Source organism: Deinococcus metallilatus, from assembly GCF_004758605.1.
Lineage (GTDB): Bacteria > Deinococcota > Deinococci > Deinococcales > Deinococcaceae > Deinococcus > Deinococcus metallilatus.
The window spans coordinates 947501-965302 of the sequence record NZ_CP038512.1 but is presented as its reverse complement, the minus strand read 5'-3'; the positions used below and the strand labels follow the sequence as shown (position 1 = coordinate 965302).

Annotated in this window: 17 protein-coding genes (1 of these 17 running past the window's edge); 13 read left to right on the top strand and 4 right to left on the bottom strand. The window is 69.4% G+C overall.

The window, feature by feature from the left end; translation table 11 throughout:
* Positions 1-49 precede the first annotated feature (49 nt).
* The 4 genes from E5F05_RS10610 to E5F05_RS10595 all read left to right on the top strand — a co-directional run bounded on the left by E5F05_RS10610 (position 50) and on the right by E5F05_RS10595 (position 3299).
* Positions 50-1600, top strand: coding sequence for a 2-isopropylmalate synthase (locus E5F05_RS10610; protein WP_129118602.1), 1551 nt, complete (start codon positions 50-52; stop codon positions 1598-1600).
* A 108-nt stretch (positions 1601-1708) separates the two neighbouring features.
* Positions 1709-2020 (top strand): DUF1330 domain-containing protein, encoded by a 312-nt coding sequence (locus tag E5F05_RS10605; protein WP_129118601.1) that lies wholly within the window; start codon positions 1709-1711, stop codon positions 2018-2020.
* Between the two features lie 4 nt (positions 2021-2024).
* A protein-coding gene (locus E5F05_RS10600) for an IS5 family transposase (protein WP_146719922.1) occupies positions 2025-2884 on the top strand; the annotation gives its coding sequence in 2 pieces (ribosomal slippage) (positions 2025-2382 and positions 2382-2884; 861 coding nt in all).
* Between the two features lie 139 nt (positions 2885-3023).
* The gene (locus E5F05_RS10595; RefSeq protein WP_129118600.1) at positions 3024-3299 is read left to right on the top strand and encodes an antibiotic biosynthesis monooxygenase family protein; all 276 of its coding nucleotides are present in this window, start codon (positions 3024-3026) and stop codon (positions 3297-3299) included.
* 49 nt (positions 3300-3348) lie between these two features.
* Here the strand turns inward: E5F05_RS10595 and guaA are convergent, their stop codons facing one another.
* Together guaA and E5F05_RS10585 are read right to left on the bottom strand one after the other, a co-directional pair.
* A complete protein-coding gene (gene guaA, locus E5F05_RS10590) occupies positions 3349-4866 on the bottom strand; it encodes a glutamine-hydrolyzing GMP synthase (RefSeq protein WP_129118598.1) in 1518 nt (505 codons plus the stop codon).
* 116 nt (positions 4867-4982) lie between these two features.
* Complete coding sequence (locus tag E5F05_RS10585; RefSeq protein ID WP_129118597.1) at positions 4983-6275, bottom strand: PEGA domain-containing protein; 1293 nt, start codon at positions 6273-6275, stop codon at positions 4983-4985.
* 114 nt (positions 6276-6389) lie between these two features.
* Here E5F05_RS10585 and E5F05_RS10580 point away from each other — a divergent pair, with 114 nt between their 5' ends.
* From E5F05_RS10580 to E5F05_RS10540, 9 genes are all read left to right on the top strand, one after another.
* On the top strand, positions 6390-6956 hold the full coding sequence (locus E5F05_RS10580; RefSeq protein ID WP_129118596.1) for a MogA/MoaB family molybdenum cofactor biosynthesis protein: 567 nt from the start codon (positions 6390-6392) through the stop codon (positions 6954-6956).
* Between the two features lie 2 nt (positions 6957-6958).
* Positions 6959-7738 (top strand): hypothetical protein, encoded by a 780-nt coding sequence (locus tag E5F05_RS10575; RefSeq protein ID WP_129118595.1) that lies wholly within the window; start codon positions 6959-6961, stop codon positions 7736-7738.
* Positions 7739-7984: 246 nt separating this feature from the next.
* Positions 7985-9064 carry a tRNA pseudouridine(13) synthase TruD gene (truD, locus tag E5F05_RS10570; RefSeq protein WP_129118599.1) on the top strand — a complete coding sequence of 360 codons (1080 nt, stop codon included), beginning with the start codon at positions 7985-7987 and terminating at the stop codon, positions 9062-9064.
* Positions 9061-9432 carry a hypothetical protein gene (locus E5F05_RS10565; protein WP_129118594.1) on the top strand — a complete coding sequence of 124 codons (372 nt, stop codon included), beginning with the start codon at positions 9061-9063 and terminating at the stop codon, positions 9430-9432. Before truD ends, E5F05_RS10565 begins: the two co-directional genes overlap by 4 nt.
* A complete protein-coding gene (locus E5F05_RS10560) occupies positions 9429-9869 on the top strand; it encodes a DUF3293 domain-containing protein (protein WP_129118593.1) in 441 nt (146 codons plus the stop codon). The genes E5F05_RS10565 and E5F05_RS10560 overlap by 4 nt, the downstream gene beginning before the upstream one ends.
* Before the next feature lie 516 nt (positions 9870-10385).
* Positions 10386-12107 carry an AlbA family DNA-binding domain-containing protein gene (locus E5F05_RS10555; protein WP_129118592.1) on the top strand — a complete coding sequence of 574 codons (1722 nt, stop codon included), beginning with the start codon at positions 10386-10388 and terminating at the stop codon, positions 12105-12107.
* A gap of 279 nt (positions 12108-12386) precedes the next feature.
* Positions 12387-13652 (top strand): ABC transporter substrate-binding protein, encoded by a 1266-nt coding sequence (locus tag E5F05_RS10550; RefSeq protein ID WP_129118591.1) that lies wholly within the window; start codon positions 12387-12389, stop codon positions 13650-13652.
* A gap of 99 nt (positions 13653-13751) precedes the next feature.
* A complete protein-coding gene (locus E5F05_RS10545) occupies positions 13752-14699 on the top strand; it encodes a carbohydrate ABC transporter permease (RefSeq protein ID WP_129118590.1) in 948 nt (315 codons plus the stop codon).
* Between the two features lie 13 nt (positions 14700-14712).
* Positions 14713-15564, top strand: a complete 852-nt coding sequence (locus E5F05_RS10540; protein ID WP_129118589.1) for a carbohydrate ABC transporter permease — start codon at positions 14713-14715, stop codon at positions 15562-15564.
* Positions 15565-15628: 64 nt separating this feature from the next.
* Here E5F05_RS10540 and E5F05_RS10535 read toward each other — a convergent pair whose 3' ends face one another.
* Together E5F05_RS10535 and E5F05_RS10530 are read right to left on the bottom strand one after the other, a co-directional pair.
* Positions 15629-16828, bottom strand: a complete 1200-nt coding sequence (locus E5F05_RS10535) for an ABC transporter substrate-binding protein (protein ID WP_129118588.1) — start codon at positions 16826-16828, stop codon at positions 15629-15631.
* 52 nt (positions 16829-16880) lie between these two features.
* Positions 16881-17802: the 3' portion of a DUF3084 domain-containing protein gene (locus tag E5F05_RS10530; RefSeq protein WP_146719926.1), read on the bottom strand. Its footprint extends 809 nt past the window's final position; only the last 922 of its 1731 coding nucleotides appear in the window; its start codon lies beyond the right edge, outside the window; its stop codon occupies positions 16881-16883.

The following is a 17802-nucleotide window of genomic DNA, read 5'->3' as shown; positions in this document are numbered from 1 at the left end:
CCGGGGTTTTCTTTGATTCCCCGCCCTCTCACCCTTCAGGAGACTCCCCATGACCCAGCCCCAGGCAGCAGGCCAGCGCATCCGCATCTTCGACACCACCCTGCGCGACGGCGAGCAGTCGCCGGGCGTGGCGCTGAACCACACGCAGAAGCTGGAAATCGCGCACCAACTGGCCCGCCTGGGCGTGGACGTGATCGAGGCGGGCTTTCCCATCGCCTCCCCCGGTGACCTGGAAGGCGTGAGCCGCATCGCCCGCGAGGTCCGGGGGCCGATCATCGCCGGGCTGGCCCGCGCCAACCGAGCCGACATCGAGGCAGCAGCGAAGGGGGTGGAGCTGGCCGAGAAGCCTCGCATCCACACCTTTATCGCCACCAGCCCGATTCACATGGCGAAGAAGCTGCAATTGGAGCCGGACGCCGTGATCGAGCGGGCGGTGGAGGCGGTGCGCCTGGCCCGCTCCTTCGTGGATGACGTGGAATTCAGCGCGGAGGATGCCACCCGCAGCGAGCGCGAATTCCTGGCCCGTATTTTCCAGGCGGCGGTGGAGGCGGGCGCGACGACCATCAACGTCCCCGATACGGTGGGGTACACCACGCCCGAGGAAATCCGCGATCTATTCGCGTACCTGCGCGGCGAACTGCCCGCCCACGTCATCCTGTCCGCCCACTGCCACGACGACCTGGGGATGGCCGTCGCCAACTCCATCGCGGCGGCGGAGGGGGGCGCGCGGCAGATCGAATGCACGGTCAACGGCATCGGGGAGCGGGCGGGGAACGCGGCGCTGGAAGAGATCGTGATGGCCTTTCATACCCGCAAGGACCACTATGGCTTCGAGACAGGCATCCGCACCCGCGAGATTTACCGCGCCAGCCGGATGGTCAGCCGCCTGTCGGGGATGCCCGTGCAGCCGAACAAGGGCGTGGTGGGCGACAACGCCTTCGCGCACGAGTCCGGCATTCACCAGGACGGGGTTATCAAGGCCCGCGAGACGTACGAGATCATGAACGCCGAACTGGTCGGGCGTGAGGCCGCCGTGCTGGTGATGGGCAAGCACTCGGGCCGCGCCGCCTTCCGCAAGGCGCTGACCGACCTGGGCTACGAGGTGGACGAGGAGCGCATCAAGCACCTGTTCGCCCGCTTCAAGGACATGGCCGACCGCAAGGGCCAGATTTACAGCGACGACCTGCGCGCCCTGGTGGAGAGCCGCAGCGACGTGCCGCAGACCTTCACGCTGGAGGGCTTCCAGATCACCTCCGGCATGAACATGACGCCGGTCGCCTTCGTGCGCCTGCACACCCCCGACGGCCAGGTGGACGCCACCGCCCACGGCGACGGCCCGGTCGAGGCCGCCTTCCAGGCCATCAACAAGATCACCGGCATCACCCCCGTGCTGGAGAGTTACCGCATCCAGGCCGTCACGGGCGGTGGGGACGCGCTGGGCGAAGTCAGCATCGGCGCCCGCTACGGCGAGACGACGCTGCACGGGACCGGCGTGGCGACCGACGTGGTTGAAGCTTCTGCCCGCGCCTGGATTCGCATCGTGAACCAGGTGGTGGCGGGGATGGGCAAGAGCCGGGCGGTGAGCCAGACGACGGTGTAATCGGGTGAACCGCAGAGAGGGTGGGGGAAACTCCGCCTTCTTGCTCTTGGAGCCGACATTCCGGCGGGAACGAGCGTTGGCTCCCGCTCGGGGAGTTCAGGAGGAAGCATGAGCGCCTATGTGATCGGCCTGCTGGATGTCCACGACCCCGAGGGCTACTCCACCTATTCGGGGCAGGTGCCCGCCACCCTCGAACCTTACGGCGGCCAGTTTCTCGTGCGGGGGGGCCAGCCCGAAGCGCTGGAGGGCGCGGCGCCCGGCCGGGTGGTGGTGATCGCCTTTCCCTCGGCCGAGCAGGCCCGCGCCTGGTACGAGTCCGAGGGGTACACGCGCCTTCGCCCCTTGCGACAGCAGAGGGCGGCAGGCCAGCTCATCCTGGCTCACGGCCTAGGGTCTGTCTGGCTGAATTTGGCAGGATAGGGGGATGGGACGGACGGATTTGACGGAGCAGCAGTGGGCCATTCTGGCCCCACTGCTCCCCAAAAACCCCAAGAAGGGACACGCCTACAAGGACCATAAGCCGGTGCTGAACGGCATTATCTGGCGTCAGAAGACCGGGGCAACGTGGCGAGACATTCCCGAGCGGTATGGGTCGTGGAAGACGTGTCATGACCGCTTCACCCGCTGGTCGCGCAGCGGGGTCTGGGCCGAGATTCTGGCCGCCCTGCACCTGAAAGCGGATGCTGAGGGAAAGATTGATTGGGAAGGCGCGGCGGCGGACAGCACGCACGTCAAAGCCCACCGCGCTGCGGTGGGCGCACGAAAAGAGCCAGCCAAGCTGGAAAAAAGGGGGCGCTCGAAGACGAGTGGCTCGGGATCAGTCGTGGGGGACGCACCACCAAAATCCACGTCCTGATGGATGGGAAGTGTCGGCCCCTCAGTGTGCTGATCTCTGCTGGGCAGGCGAGCGACCCGACCTACCTCGTGCCGCTTCTGGAGGCCGTGCGGGTGGGGCGTCCCGGACCGGGACGCCCGCGCAAGCGTCCCCCGACCCTTCGGATGGATCGGGCGTATGGGGCGAGGAAATACCGGCGTGCTTTGCGGGCACGCAAGATCAGGTGTGTCTGTCCCGAGCGCCAGGATGCGCGCAAGGCCCGGCTGCGGAAGGGCAAGCGGGGGGGACGCCCCCCAAAATTTGACGCAGAAGCCTACAAAGGCCGCCAGGTCGTCGAACGGGGGATCAATCGCCTCAAGGATTTTCGGGCGATTGCCACCCGGTACGAGAAGCGTGGACACCAGTTTTTAGCCGGTGTCCACCTCGCTTGCATCCTTCTTTGGCTTTGATTCTTCAGCCAGACAGACCCTAGACGCATCTTCCCGGAGTTAGCCGGTGGGCCAGGCGACGGGGTAAACAAAGCGGGGAGGCGGAGTGGACGGCTCGGCCCCCTTCCTTCCTGGAGGGCCAGTGGTTTTAGAAATCGCCATGCTCAACATCCGCGCGGGGCAGACCGCCGCCTTCGAGGCTGCCTTTGCCCAGGCGCAACGCATCATTTCCGGGATGCCCGGCTACATCCGCCACGAATTGCAAAAGTGCCTGGAGGACGACCACCGGTACGCCCTGCTGGTCTGGTGGGAGACGCTGGAAGCGCACACGGTCGGCTTTCGCGGCAGCCCGGAATATCAGGAGTGGCGGGCGCTGCTGCACCATTTCTACGACCCGTTCCCGACGGTCGAGCATTTCGTGCCTTCGCTTCCCTGAAAGCGAGAGGGCCAGGAAGATCACGCTCCCCGGCCCCTTGATCCGTGATTCACTCCCACTCAATGGTGGCGGGCGGCTTCCCGGTGATGTCGTACACCACGCGGTTGATCTCGTGGACCTGATTGACGATGCGGTTGCTCATCGTCGCCAGGAAGTCGTAGGGGAGCCGTGCCCACTCGGCGGTCATGAAGTCGTCGGTGGTGACGGCGCGCAGGGCGGCGGTGTAGGAGTAGGTGCGCTCGTCGCCCATCACGCCGACGGACTGGATCGGCGTCAGGACGGCGAGGGCCTGCGAGCAGCCGTCATAGAGGCCGAACTCGCGCAGGCCGCTGATGAAGATGTCGTCCACCCGCTTGAGAATGTCGAGTTTTTGGCGGGTGATCGCGCCGAGGCAGCGAATCGCCAGGCCGGGGCCGGGGAAGGGGTGGCGCATGCGGATGGCGTCGGGGAGGCCCAGCAGACGGGCGATCTCGCGCACCTCGTCCTTGAAGAGGGTGCGGAAGGGTTCGACCAGTTTGAACTGGAGGTCTTCGGGCAGGCCGCCGACGTTGTGGTGGCTCTTGATGTTGGCCGCGCCCTCGCCGCCCGCCGACTCGATCACGTCGGGGTAGAGCGTGCCCTGCGCGAGGAAGTCGAAGGGGCCGTACTTGCGTGCCTCGCGCTCGAAGGCCCGGATGAACTCGCGCCCGATGATCTTGCGCTTCTCCTCGGGGTCGGAGACGCCCTCTAGTGCGCCCAGGAATTCCTCGCTGGCATCCACGGTGACGAGGTTCACGCCCAGGGGCCGCAACGCTGCCTCCACCTGTTCGCGTTCGCCCAATCGGAGCAGGCCGTGGTCGATAAAGACGGCGGTCAGGCGGTCACCGATGGCGCGGGAGAGCAGCAATCCCAGTGTGGAGGAGTCCACTCCGCCGCTGATGGCGAGCAGGACGCGGCCGTCGCCGACCTGCGCCCGCACGCCTTCAATCAGCTCGTCGACGATGTGTTCGGCGTTCCAGTCGCGCGCCACGCCGCAGATGTCGAGGAAGTTCGCCAGCAGTTGCCCGCCCTTGGGCGTGTGGACGACCTCCGGGTGGAACTGGACGCCGTAGCGGTGGGTGACGGGGTTCTCGATGGCGGCGACGGGCGTGTCCTCGGTTTCCGCGATCACCTCGTAGCCCTGGGGGAGCTGCGTCACCGAGTCGCTGTGGCTCATCCAGGCCACGAATTCGCCCTGAATCCCGGCGAAAAGCTGGCCGCCGTAGCGGGTCAGGTCCGCCTTGCCGTACTCGCGTTTCCCGGCCCGCTTCACGTCGCCGCCCGCCTCGTGGGCGAGGAACTGCATCCCATAACACACGCCCAGGAGGGGCACGTCGAGGTCGAGCACGCCGGGGGCCGGACGCGGGGCGTTCGCGTCGTATACGCTGCTGGGGCCACCCGACAGCACGATGCCCTGGGGGTTTTCCTGCGCGATGCGTTCCAGGCTGGAGCTGCCCGGAAGGATCACGCTGTACGCGCCGAGTTCGCGGAAACGCCGGGCGATCAGGCGCGTGAACTGGCTGCCGAAGTCGAGAATGACAACACTCACGGAGGGGATTGTCTCACATGGGGCGCTGGCGCGCCCGTCCAGCCGTCAAACCGTCTAGGGCGTGATGAACGAGTATCCCTCGGACCTCTAGACCGTTAGACGGCTGCGCCGCCACCTCACGGCGTCAGGGCAATCTGGACCGGCACTGCGCTGGGGGCCTTCACCGTCACCGTGCCGGGCGTGTAGCCCTCGGCGGCCACGCGCAGGGTGTAGGTGCCGGGCCGGGGCAGGCGCACCACACCGGGCGCACGGCCCACCTCCTGATCGGGATTCACCTTCACGCCTGGGGGGGCGGACACCAGGCTCAGGCGCACGGGAACACCCTGTGCGCCGCGCACCGTGAAGCGCACGTCACAACACGGTTGGGGCGTCGTGGCCGCCGGGATGGGCACGGGAGCGGAGGCCGCGGCAGACCGCCAGGCCCACCACGCGCCGAACAGGAGCAGCAGGAGGAGCAGGGCCAGCACGGGCAGCAGCCAGCCCGGGGAGCGGGGCCTGGCCGGGGGCGTCTCGCGGCCGGGTTTGACCACACGCCGGGTACCGTCGGCATCCCAGGTGATCCGCACCGGCTGGTCCGCCACACGCCGCGCCGGAACCCGTCCGGTCACGGGCCTGGGGACGGCGGAAGGGACGGGCGCGGCCTCCCCCGGAGAGGCGTCCCCGCCAGGCTCCACCTCGGCCGGGACACTGGCTGCATCTTCGCTCTCAGAGGCGCGGGGAACAGGTCCGGGCGGGGCGGCCGTCACCTCCAGCGGAGGAGGCGCAGGGACAGGCGAAGCCGGAGCGGCCGCCGGGCTGGGTGGGGGTTCCTCTTTCTCCGGCCGTTCCTGGGCCGGGACGATGGGCGGAGCGCCGCGTCTGGGTGCTTCCCGCACCGGCGCGGGAGCGTCCAGCCGGGCGAGGAGGTCGCGGGCGGTGGCGCCGCCGGGCAGCTCACGCAGCGCGGGCGGCACGCCTCCCAGCGTTTCCAGGGCCCGCAGCAGGTCACGCAGGTCCCTGGCGGGGGTGGCCTCCCCGCCCCAGGGCAGGCCCGCGCCCGCGAGCGCGACGCGCCCGTCCACACTCCAGAGCTGCGCCGCATCCACGCCGCCGTGGGTCAGCCCCGCCTCGTGCAGGGCCGCCAGCCCGGCCAATCCCCCACGCGCCGTGAGCAGCGGGTCGGAGGCGGGCAGCGCGTGGGGCGGCAACTCGGTGACCACATAGGCCGTGTCGCCGTCGATGCCGCCCTCGCTGGAGGGCAGCAGGGCCGGGTCGGCGGGCAGATCGGGCAGGGGGACCGCGTGGGGCAGCACGTGCAGCAGCACCGGGATGCCGGTCAGGCGGTCGGTGGCGCGCAGCGTCCGCACGGTGCCAGCGGGCCGGTCGCCCGTCAGGTCACGTGCGGCCACGTAGGGGCCGATGGGCTTCACAGGGCAAGTATAGGGGCGAACGGTGAACTCCCGCACAGAACGCCCCCGGCGCGTAGCCCCCACCGTGACGCCGTACACGCCCCGTCCCGCCTCCCCCGGCGTATCGTGCCGGACATGACGGACCTCTCCCCCTCCCCTGCCACCACCGCGCACCACGCCGCCGCGCCCCGGTCCGTCCGCGCCGCGGTCCTGACCGTCAGCGATACCCGCAGCGAGGAAACGGACACCAGTGGCCAGTACCTGCTGGCCGAGCTGCGGGCCGGGGGCCACGAGGTCGTGGGCTACCGCGTGGTGAAGGACGACGCGCTGATCATCCGCAGCACCCTGACCGACTTTATGCGGGACGCGGTGGTGGTGATTTCCAGCGGCGGCACCGGCATCACCGGGCGGGACGTGACGATTCCGGTGGTGGAGTCGCTCCTGACCAAGCCGATGCCGGGCTTCGGGGAACTGTTCCGGATGCTGAGTTACCGCGAGGTGGGCGGCGCGGCGATGCTGTCACGCGCGGTGGGAGGGCTGGCGGGCCACACGCTGCTGTTCGCCCTGCCCGGTAGCCTGAACGCCGTGCGGACTGCCTGGGAGGGCCTTCTGCGGGACGAGCTGGGGCACCTCGCCTTCGAGGTGGCGCGGCACGGCCAGCCGGGGACAGCGCAACCGGGGCAGGCGGGCGGGGTGGGCTGAAGGTGCAGGACTGGCTGACCCCCGGCAACCACATGACGCCCCAGTACGCCCTGGCGCTGGCCCTGATCGCCGGGTACTGGCTGTGGCGGGTGGCGCGCGAGGCCCGGCAGAGCTGGGGGCCGCGCGCCTCGTGGTGGACCGTGCCGGGGTTGATGCTGCTGTGGCTGACCCCCCTGGCCGACGTGCCCGCGCTGTTCGGGCTGGGCGCGGCGCTGCTGCTGCTGGCCGAGTTCTGGCCGGGCGCCTTCCGGCCCGCGCGGGAGCGTCCCGGCTGGGCCTGGCCGCTGGTGGGCGTGCTGGTCGGCCTGGCGCTGCTGGGGCGGATCGCCGCGCGGGGCGGGACCGACGTGTCGGTCATGCTGGCCCTGGCCGCGCTGCTCGCCGGACTGGGCGGCCTGCTGGCGGCGGCCCTCTACCGCGAGCGCCCCACGTCCCGCACCCTGGGCCTGGAGGTCCGCTTCGCGCGGGTGCAGCTCCCCGAGTGGCCCGACCTGAGCGTCACCCTGACCGAACGGGGCGCGCGGCTGGTCAATGTCTCGGACGGCCCGCTGCGACTCGCGGGCTGGTCCCCTTCCGGCATGAACGCCTGGCTGCGCGTCCGGACCGAGGGCGGCACCCCCCTGAACACCCTCCAGGTCGGGCAGAGCGCCTTTCTCCCGCTGAATGACCGCATGGGCGGCGTGCGCGTCTGGTACGTGCCGGGCCACCGCCAGGCCCAGCCCCGCCTCTTCCGGGCGGACTGGACCCCGCAGGCGTATGCGGATCAGCGGGTGTTGAACTGAGAGCTTAGGACTTATGCGATTCAAAAGACGAGAGCGTGTAGAGCGGCTTTTTACTCCTCCCCCCTTGCGGGGGAGGCTGGGAGGGGGGTGGACGGCGCAGCCGTCCCGGCACAAGGAATCTCTGTTTACCTCTCCCAGTGAGGAACTCGTTTCGCGTAAGTCCTAAGCTTTCAGCGGTCAGCAGAGAGTGGTCAGCAGGGAGTATGCCCCCTCTGCCCTCTCACACCTCCCTCCGTGCCCTGGCGTATGGTGGGCGGCATCGTGAGTCTGGTTTTTGAGTGGTCGGCGCTGGCCGCGCTGACGGAGACGCCTGGAACGGGGGGCCGTCTGCGGGCGGCACCGGAGGATTTCCGGGTGGAGGAGGTGCCCGCCTATCCCCTCTCCGGGGAGGGCGAGCATCTGTTTGTGCATCTGGAGAAGACGGGACACACCACCGCGCACGTGCTGCGCGAACTGGGCGCGCAGGTCGGCGTGCGGGACCGGGACGTGGGGGTGGCCGGGCTGAAGGACCGCCACGCGGTCACGACGCAGTGGATCAGCCTGCCCGCGAAGTACGAGGAGCGGCTGGCGGCCTTCGATCTGGCGGGCGTGCGCGTGCTGGAGACGCGGCGGCACGGCAACAAGCTGGGGCTGGGGCACCTGCGCGGCAACCGCTTCGTGGTGCGGGTGCGGGACGCGGCGGGGACGGCGGACCGGGCGGTGACCACGCTGGCCCTGCTCGCGGCGCACGGCATCCCGAACTACTTCGGGCCGCAGCGTTTCGGGTTGAAGGGCCTGAACGCCGAGGAGGGGTTGCGGGTGCTGCGCGGCGAGTCCCGCCTGCGCGACCCCCGCGTGCGCCGCTTTCTGACCACCAGCGTGCAAAGTCTGGTGTTCAACCGCTTTCTCAGCCTGCGATTGGAGCGCGGCCTCTTCGACCGGCTCCTGGCGGGAGACATGGCGAAAAAGCACGACACCGGGGGCGTCTTTCTGGTGGAGGACGCGGCGGCCGAGTCCCCCCGCGCCGAGCGGGGCGAGGTGAGCGCCACCGGCACCCTCTTCGGCAAGAAAGTCAAGCCGCTGACGCTGGACGCGGGCGAACTGGAACGCGAGGCTCTGGCGGCCTTCGGCCTGACGCCCGAGGTCTTCGCCTCGCGCCGGGGGGACCGCCGCCTCACGCGCGTCTTCCCCGAGCAGACCGAGGTCCGCCCCGAGGAGGACGGTTACACGGTGGCCTTTACCCTCCCCAAGGGCAGTTTTGCCACCAGCGTCCTGCGCGAAGTGATGAAGACCGACGTGGACACGGCGGCGGGCGACCCGGACGAGGGCGACGAGGACACCGAATGAGGCGGGCGGGGCCAGCGGTCCTCCTCACGCTGCTGGGCGCGGCCCTCGCCACGCGGGTGCCAGCGGCCCAGGTGGGCCTGCGCCCCTCGTTCGGCGGGGCGGTGCTGGAAGGCCGCATCGTGGCCGGGGCGGACGATGAGTTGACGGGGGTCTGGAGCGCCCAGGGCCGCGCGCGCCTGCTGAAGTGCGCGCCGCGCTGCGAGGCGGTCCAGGCCATTCCAGTGTCCGGCACCCTGCTGATGAGCGCGGAAACGCCCTACCGGGTGGCCGTCGGCGGGGAGTTCCGGCCCGGACAGCACGTGAAGCTGACCCTGCGGTTCAAGAACATGCAGGTGCTGAACGTGGACGCGCTCGTCAACCGCCCTTGAAAGGCGACCTGCGCGCCGCCTTCCTCGGCACGACCTACGGCACGGCCCACGAACGCTTCCGGCTGTCGGCGGAGCGGGGACCGGCCCCCGCATGGGCACGCAGAACGTGGGCAGTCGTCACGGCCTGGAATCCGGGTGCTGTACAGCTCCCCCATGAAATCAACGCCCAGGCCGAAGCCGCGTTGCTCGCCCGGGTCCGGGCCAGTGGCCTCTCCCCCCTCCCCGCCCACAACGGCGAGGGCGAGTGGCGCGAGGAGGCGCTGATCGTCCCCGGTGCGCGGCTGGGGCAAGCGGCGGCCTGGGGCGGAACCTTCGGGCAGGCGGCGGTGCTGTGGGGCACGGGCGCGCGGGCCGCGCTGGTCTGGCTGGACGGCGAGGGGAACGTCAGCGGAGTGGAACGCTTCTGGGCGGGGAGAGTCGCAGGATGCGGGCGGTAGGTTTTGGGGCTGACCGCCAGGACCGACGCAATTTAGAGAGAAGACCGTGTAGAACGGCAAAAAAACCTCCTCCTCAAACGCTTGATGTGCATTACGGGTCGGGCGGGCAGAGCGCGCAGAACTGTTTTTCTCGTCTGGCACGAGGGAGAGCTCCGACCGCCACCCCCTCCTGCGGAGCTGTGCAAGACCCCGCAAGGGGCTGAGTGAAGCAGGCCAGTCCCCCATAGAGAAGAAACGACGTGTGGGGCGATAAAAAACCCCTCCCCCTTGAGGGGGGAGGTTGGGACTTGTAAAGCTCCGCAGGAGAGGGGGTGAACGGGCTTGGCGTCAGGGGCCAATGGATGACCGATCTCGGGCCTGCCTTGAGGGCAAGTGGCGTCCCTGGCTCCCCTTGAACGAAACTGATTGAGGGGTTGACCAGGGTGCACCTACCCAAAAACAGACGTTGTGTTTGCCCTGCGCGTCAGTCCCAGGCGCACCGCTCAACGCTGACCGCTGCCCTTATACTGCCCCCTTGTGACGCCGGACTCTGCTGACGCGATTTCCCCGCTGGGCGTGCTGCCCCCGCCCGGGCCGTCGTGCGTGCATCTGCCGCTGGACGTGACGCCGCAGGAATTGGCGCGCTACGCGGTGGGCCTGGCGAACGCGCGGGGCGGCACGGTGCTGGTCGGCGCGGACGCGCCCAAAGCCCAGGGCACCGGCGAGCGCGACGCGGGCGAGCTGCACCCCCTGATGGTCACCCACGCGATTTTTGAGCTGTCAGGCGGGCGGCTGACCGTGAACGTGCAGCACTGGCGTCAGCCGGGCGGCGGCAAGGTGCTGGCGGTCTTCGTGCCGCAGGCCCCCTACGTGCTGGCCGCGCCCGACGGGGCGGTGCTGGCCTGGGACGGCTCGCACCTTGTCCCGGTCACCCCGGCGGAGAGCGAGCCGATAGCGCAACAGGACTACACGGCGGTGGTGCCTCCCGACGCCTCGCTGGCCGACCTCGACCCGCACGAGGTGGCGAGGCTGCGCGGGCTGGGGCAGAAGGGCGGCCTGGGTCACCTCCCCGACCTCGATTTCCTGCGCGAACTGGGGCTGTTGCTGCCCAGCGGCGGTGCGCTGAGGCCCACGCTGGCGGGCATCCTGCTGGCCGGGACCCCGGCGGCCCTCAAGGCGCACGTGCCGCAGGCGGAAGTCTGCTTCTACCACCACCAGACGCCCGACGTGGAATTCCAGTTCCGCGAGGACCTGCTGCGGCCCATCCCGGCCCTGCTGACCCGGCTGGCCGAACTGATCCAGGCCCGCAACCGCTTCACGCCGGTGCAGGTGGGCCTCTTTCGCATCGAGGTGTGGGATCAGGACGAGGCGGTCTACCGCGAGGCGCTGCTCAATGCCCTCACGCACCGCGACTACACCCTGCGCGACGCCGTGCATGTCCACCACTACCCCGACCGGCTGGAAATCATGAATCCGGGGGGGCTGCCGGGCGGCATCACGCCGGGCAATATCCTGCGGCACCAGCCCAAGCGCCGCAATCCGCTGCTGGCCGAGGTGCTGGCGCGGCTGGGCCTGGTGGAACGGGCGGGCGTGGGCGTGGACAAGATGTACGGCCTGATGCTGCGCCACGGCAAGGAACCGCCGGAATACACCACCTACCCCGACGCGGTCACGCTCGCGCTGCACTCGCCGGGCTTCGACGCCGAGTTCGTGCGCTTCGTGGCCCGCAAGCAGGAGGAAATGCAGACCTTATCGCTGGACATGTTGATCGTCCTCTCGCTGCTGGCGCGGGAGGGGGAGGCGACCCGGACGCATCTGGCCCGCGCCCTGCAACTCCCCGAGGACCGCACGCCGAGACTGCTGCGCGGCATGGAGGATCACGGCCTGATCGCGCGCTCCGGTGTGGGGCGCGGCATCGCCTACACCCTCTCGGACGAGGTGCGGCGGGCACTGGGGCGGGAAAGGCCCGGACCGCAGGTCACCCCGCCTCCCCCCACCCAGGGGACTCCGGAGGTTCCCGCCCGCGCACCCCGGCCTCCCCGCCCTGCCCCGGACGCCAGCGGCCCCACCCCCGCCGAGGTCCGGGCGGTGGCGCTGGCCCTGGCGCGCGAGCAGGGGCGGGTGCGCAACCGCGAGCTGCGGGAAGCCTGCGGCCTGAACACGCAGCAGGCGTGGCGGGTGCTGCGCCGCCTGGTGCTGGAGGGGCACCTGGTGAAGCGCGGCACCGGGACGCGCGACGCCGCCTACGAACTGCATTAGGTTCTGGACTCCAGCAGAAAAGGCCCCCAGCGGAAGGCCGAGCGCCGGGTGTCCCCGGAGGGTGCCAGAGGGCGAGGCCTTGACGGAAGTTGCGCGGCAGGATTCCGGGCGACGGGTTCTGCCCGGCCCGTCTCCGGAAAAAGCCTGCCCACGTGAACAGATTGACAGTCCCGAAGGCCGGGTGTAGCCTGCACTCACCGTTTTTAGCCTGTGGTGGAAACGCTTCCGTAAGACCGCAGTACGCGAGTGCTGGCCCACCGGGGCCAACAAGGGGGATGCATGAAGAAAGCCATTGCCATCGCCAGCCTGACCGCCGCCTTCTCGCTCAGCGCCGCGCACGCGCAGGGCGTGACCCTCACCTTCGCCTGCGACAGCGTGGGCCAGGGCTACGATGAGTGCCAGAAGGGGGCCAACGCCTGGGCCAAGCAGACGGGCAACACCGTGAAGCTGCTTCAGGTGCCCAAGGAAACCGACCAGCGTCTGGCGCTGTACCAGCAGCAACTCGGGGCCAAGTCCGGGGATGTGGACGTGTACATGATCGACGTGGTGTGGCCCGGATTGATCGGCCAGCACCTCCTCGACCTCAAGTCGTCCATCCCGCAGAGCCAGATCAACTCGTACTTCCCGGCCATCGTTCAGAACAACACCGTGAACGGCAAGCTGGTGGGCATCCCCTGGTTCACCGACGCGGGCGTGCTGTACTACCGTACCGACCTGCTGAAGAAGTACGGCTACAACGCGGCACCCAAGACCTGGAACGAACTCTCCACGATGGCGCAGAAGATCCAGGCGGGCGAGCGCAAGACCAACCCCAAGTTCGTGGGCTTCGTCTTCCAGGGCAAGAACTACGAGGGCCTGACCTGCGACGCGCTGGAATGGATCAACTCCTTCGGCGGCGGCACCATCATCGACAACAGCGGCAAGATCACTGTGAATAACGACAAGGCCGTGGAGGCCCTGCGCGCCATTCAGGCGATGGTCGGCCCGGTGGCGCCCCAGGCCGTGACCACCTACGGCGAGGAGGAAGCGCGCAACGTGTGGCAGGCCGGGAACTCTGCCTTCATGCGGAACTGGCCCTACGCCTACTCGCTGGCGGAAGCCTCCGGCAGCCCGATCAAGGGGAAGGTCGGCGTGGCCGCGCTGCCCGCTGGCCCCGGTGGCAAGCCCGCCGCGACGCTGGGCGGCTGGCAGCTCGCCGTGAACGCCTACAGCAAGCACCCCAAGGAAGCGGCCAGCCTGGTGCAGTACCTGACCAGCGCGCCGGAGCAGAAGCGCCGCGCCATCCAGGCCAGCTACAACCCCACCATCGCCTCGCTCTACAAGGACCCGGAGGTCCTGAAGGCGGTGCCCTTCTTCGGCAGCCTGTACGACGTGTTTATCAACGCCGTCGCGCGCCCCGCCACCGTGACGGGCGGCAAGTACAACGAAGTCAGCAACGCCTTCAGCACCGCCGTGTACAACGTGCTGACCAACAAGAGCGCGCCCGGCCCGGCCCTCAAGTCGCTCGAAGGCCAGCTCTCGCGCATCAAGGGACGCGGCTGGTAAACGCGGGGTCTGCCACGCTCTTCTGGCGCTGTTCCCGCCGTGCCTGAGTGCCCCCACCCGTGGGGCACTTTTTGTTCTCTCCCCCGGAGGCTCCCAAGCATGACCACCACCCCCACCTCCACCCGGCCTGCCGTCCGCCGGACACGTGGCCTGCACGCCAGCCGCACCCGCGTCGCCCTGCTGCTGCTGGTGCCGATGCTGCTGGTGCTGGCCGCCGTCGCCGGGTATCCCCTGCTGCGGACGATCTACCTGTCCTTTACCGACTACAACATCCTGCAAGACCCGGCGCCGAAGTGGATCGGCCTGGGCAACTACTGGTTCACCACGCCGGAAGGCGTGGGCCTGGGCGTCCTCCAGACGCCGGAGTGGTGGCAGTCGGTGTGGAACACGGTCAAGTTCACGGTCGGCAGCGTGATCCTCGAAACCGTGCTGGGCCTGGCCTTCGCGCTGATCATCAACTCCAAGATCAAGGGCCGGGGCTTCCTGCGGACGGCCATTCTGGTGCCCTGGGCGATTCCCACGGTCGTCAGCGCGCAGATGTGGAACTGGATGTACAACGATTCTTTCGGGGTCATCTCGCAGTGGGGGCAGAAGCTGGGCTTCCTGCATACCGGCGAGTCCTTTCTCAGCAACCCCGACACGGCTCTGGCCGCGCTGGTCGCGGTGGACGTGTGGAAGACCACGCCCTTCATGGCGCTGCTGCTGCTGGCGGGCCTCCAGACCATCCCCAGCGACATGTACGAGGCCGCCGACGTGGACGGGGCCTCGCCCTGGACGCAGTTCTGGCGGCTGACGCTGCCGCTGCTCACGCCCGCTCTCCTGGTCGCGCTGATCTTCCGCACGCTGGACGCGCTGCGCGTCTTTGACATGCCGTACATCGTGAAGGGGAACGCGCCCGAGACGATCACCATGAGCATCTACGCCCGGCAACAACTGATCCTGAACTCGCAGTTCGGGTTCGGCAGCGCCATCAGCGTGATGATCTTCCTCATCATCATGGTGTTCACGGCGATCTACGTGACCAGCCTGCGCGTGAAGTTCGACTGAGGAGGGGCGCTCCATGAATTCCAAGAATCCCGCCGTCCGCACCCTCACCCTGATCGTCTTCTGGCTGGTCGTGCTGATCGTCCTCTTCTACGTGCTGTTTCCCTTCTACTGGGCGCTGAAGACCAGCTTCACCGGCCCGGCGCAGCTCTCCGCCGAGGCGCTGCAATGGTTCCCCAGCAACCCCACCTGGCAGAACTTCCGCGACGTGTTCGCCGGACAGCCCTTTGGCCGCAACCTGCTCAACAGCGTCGTGGTCGCGACCGGTACCGTGCTCCTCAGCCTGCTGCTGTCGGCGCTGGCGGCCTACGCGCTGGGCAAGTTCCGCTTCCAGGGCAAGAGCGTCCTGATGTACATCATCCTGGCGGTCAGCGTGTTCCCGCAGATCGCGGTGCTGTCGGGCCTGTACACCATGATCAAGACCTTTTCGCTGTACAACACCTGGGGCGGCCTGATCCTCTCGTACATGATCTTCACGCTGCCCTTCACGGTCTGGACCCTGACGGCCTTCGTGCGCGAGATTCCCACCGAACTGGAGGAGGCCGCCTATGTGGACGGCGCCTCGCCGCTCCAGACCCTCTTCCAGGTGCTGCTGCCGGTGATGACGCCCGCGCTGGTCACGACCGGTCTGCTGGCCTTTATCAACGCCTGGAACGAGTACCTGTTCGCGCTGACCTTCACGTCCGACAACACCGCCAAGACCGTGCCGGTCGCCATCGGCAACTTCAGCGGCGCGACCATCTACGAGAATCCCTTCGGGCAGATCATGGCCGCCAGCGTGATCGTGACCATTCCGCTGATCGTGCTGGTGCTGGTGTTCCAGCGCAACATCGTCTCCGGCCTGACGGCGGGGGCGGTCAAGGGCTGAACGCCACCGGATAGGGGAAGGGGCCGCTCCGGTTGGGGAGGCCCTTTTTCTCTGAGCTTCTCCCCTACCGTCCCTCGGCCCGGCGCTGCGCCTCGTCCAGTGCGGCCTTCGCGCTCAGCTTCCCGGTGGTGGCCTGCGCGATGGCGTCTTCCAGGTACGCCGTCCACTCGCCATAAGCGGGCGCAGTGGGGCGGGGGACGGCGCGGTCCAGTTGCGCGTGCGCGGCCTTCAGTTGCGGGTTCTTGGCGTACCAGTCATTCAGCAGGGGCGTGACGCTGCGCCGGGGTGGGGCGTAGGCGGTGGTCTTCACCCAGTCGGCCAGGCGGGCCGGGTCCATCAGGAATTGCCAGAAGGCGACTGCCCCGGCCTGCTGGGCGGGCGTCGCGCCGCGCGGCACGGCGAGATTTGCGCCGCCCAGCGGAACGGTGCAGGCTCCGGCCTTCTCGCAGGGGAAAGGCGCGATCCCCAGTTGGAAGAACGGGAGCTTGCGCGCGTCGGTCCAGTTGGCGACGCTGGCGGGCACGAACAGGTTCTGGCCCCGCGCGAAGTCGAAGGCCGCGCGGGTGGCTTCCGAGAGGCGGCGCGGCTGTGCGAGCCCGGCGGCGCTCATGCGGGCGAGCTGGGTGAGCGCCTCCACCGCCTCGGGGCCGTTCAGGTTGGGCCGCCCGTTCACGACCAGGCTGCCCCCGCGCGAGGTGACGTTCGCCTCGAAGGTCCAGGCGTCGGCGGCGGCGACCAGCGGACGCCTGCCGTTCACTGCCAGGCTGCGGCTCACGGCTTCCAGCTCCGCCCAGGTCTGCGGCACGCTGGCCCCCGCCCGGCGCAGCGCCCCCGCGTTGTACAGCAGGACCGGCACGCTGACGTTCCAGGGGAGGCCGTAGCGCTTGCCCCCAACCTCGCCCGCGCGCCAGACCGGGGCGTACAGGTCGCGTGGCAGGTCCGCTGGGAGGGCGTCCGTGAGGCGGGAGAGGTCCGTGAGCTGCCCGTCCGCGACCAGCCGGGGAAACTGGGTGAACTCCACCTGCACGAGGGCCGGGGCATTCCCGGCCTTCAGCGCGGCCTGAAGTTGCGGCAGCAGGTCCCGGTAGTTTCCCAGTGACCGGGGCACCACCTCATACTGCGACTGCGAACGGTTGAAGGCCTGGGCGTACCCGGCCACGGTCCCCTGCACGCCGTCCATCGCGTGCCAGAACTCGATGCGGACCGGTTCGGCCTGGGCGAGGGTGCCCAGCAGCAGGGACAGGGGGAGAAGCAGGCGGCGCATAGGGGAAGGATAGCGGGGCCACCTTCCGCGCGTCTGATGGCCCGCCCGGAACTCAGGGCAGCACCGGGTAGAGGTCCACCCGCCCCCCCGGGCGCACGTCGTCGCGAGCAGCGATGGCGACGGTGGCGCTGGAGCCGCTGCGGCTGCTCAGCCGGGTCAGCAGGTCCACGAACTCGTTCACGTCGAGGCCCTGATTCGTGATGTACTCGCTGGGCACGCCGCTGGTGGTGAGGTCCACCACGGCGTCCTGCACCAGATTCTGGATCTGGGCCTGGAGGGCGCGGGTGTCGCCGCCCAGCGTGACGGTGGCGCGGCGGATCGGCTGGCCGCCCCGGTAGAGGACGCTGTTGGGCCGGGCGTCGCAGGTGAGGTCCACCGGAAAGCCGACGGCGGTGTTGCTCGCGGCGCGGCACTGCACGAAGGTGCTGGCGTTCAGACCGCGCAGCTTGGTTTCGAGGACGGCGCGGGCGGGGGCGCTCAGGCGCGCGGCGGGGTCGCCCTTCGCGCCCCGGCTGCTGGCGGCCGCCGACGCATCTTGCAGGAAGCCGTCGAGGTTGCGGACGCTGGGCACCACCCCCGCGTACACCAGGTCATTCTTGGGAAAGGCGAGGTCGGTGTTGCGGCTGGCGCTGAGTTCGTCGCGGGCGCTGGAATATTCGTCCTGCAACTTGCCCAGGCTGGCGCGGGTGCTGGCGAGGTCGCGGGCCAGCGCCTCGTTCGCGGCGCGCAGGTCGGTCTGCTGGGTCCGCAGCGCGGCGAGGTCCGCCTGCACGCGGTCGCGCTCGTGCAGGGCGGCGTCCCGGTCACGGGTGGCGGCGTCCCGCACCTGGGTGGCCGCGTCGCGCTCGCCCCGCAGGCGGTCACGGTCCGCGAGCAGGCGGGTGCGCTCGGCGGCGAGGCGGTCGCGGTCGCGCTGCGCGGCGAGGCGCTGAGCCTGGGCCTGGGCGCTGGCGGCCACGGCGATGTCCCGCGCG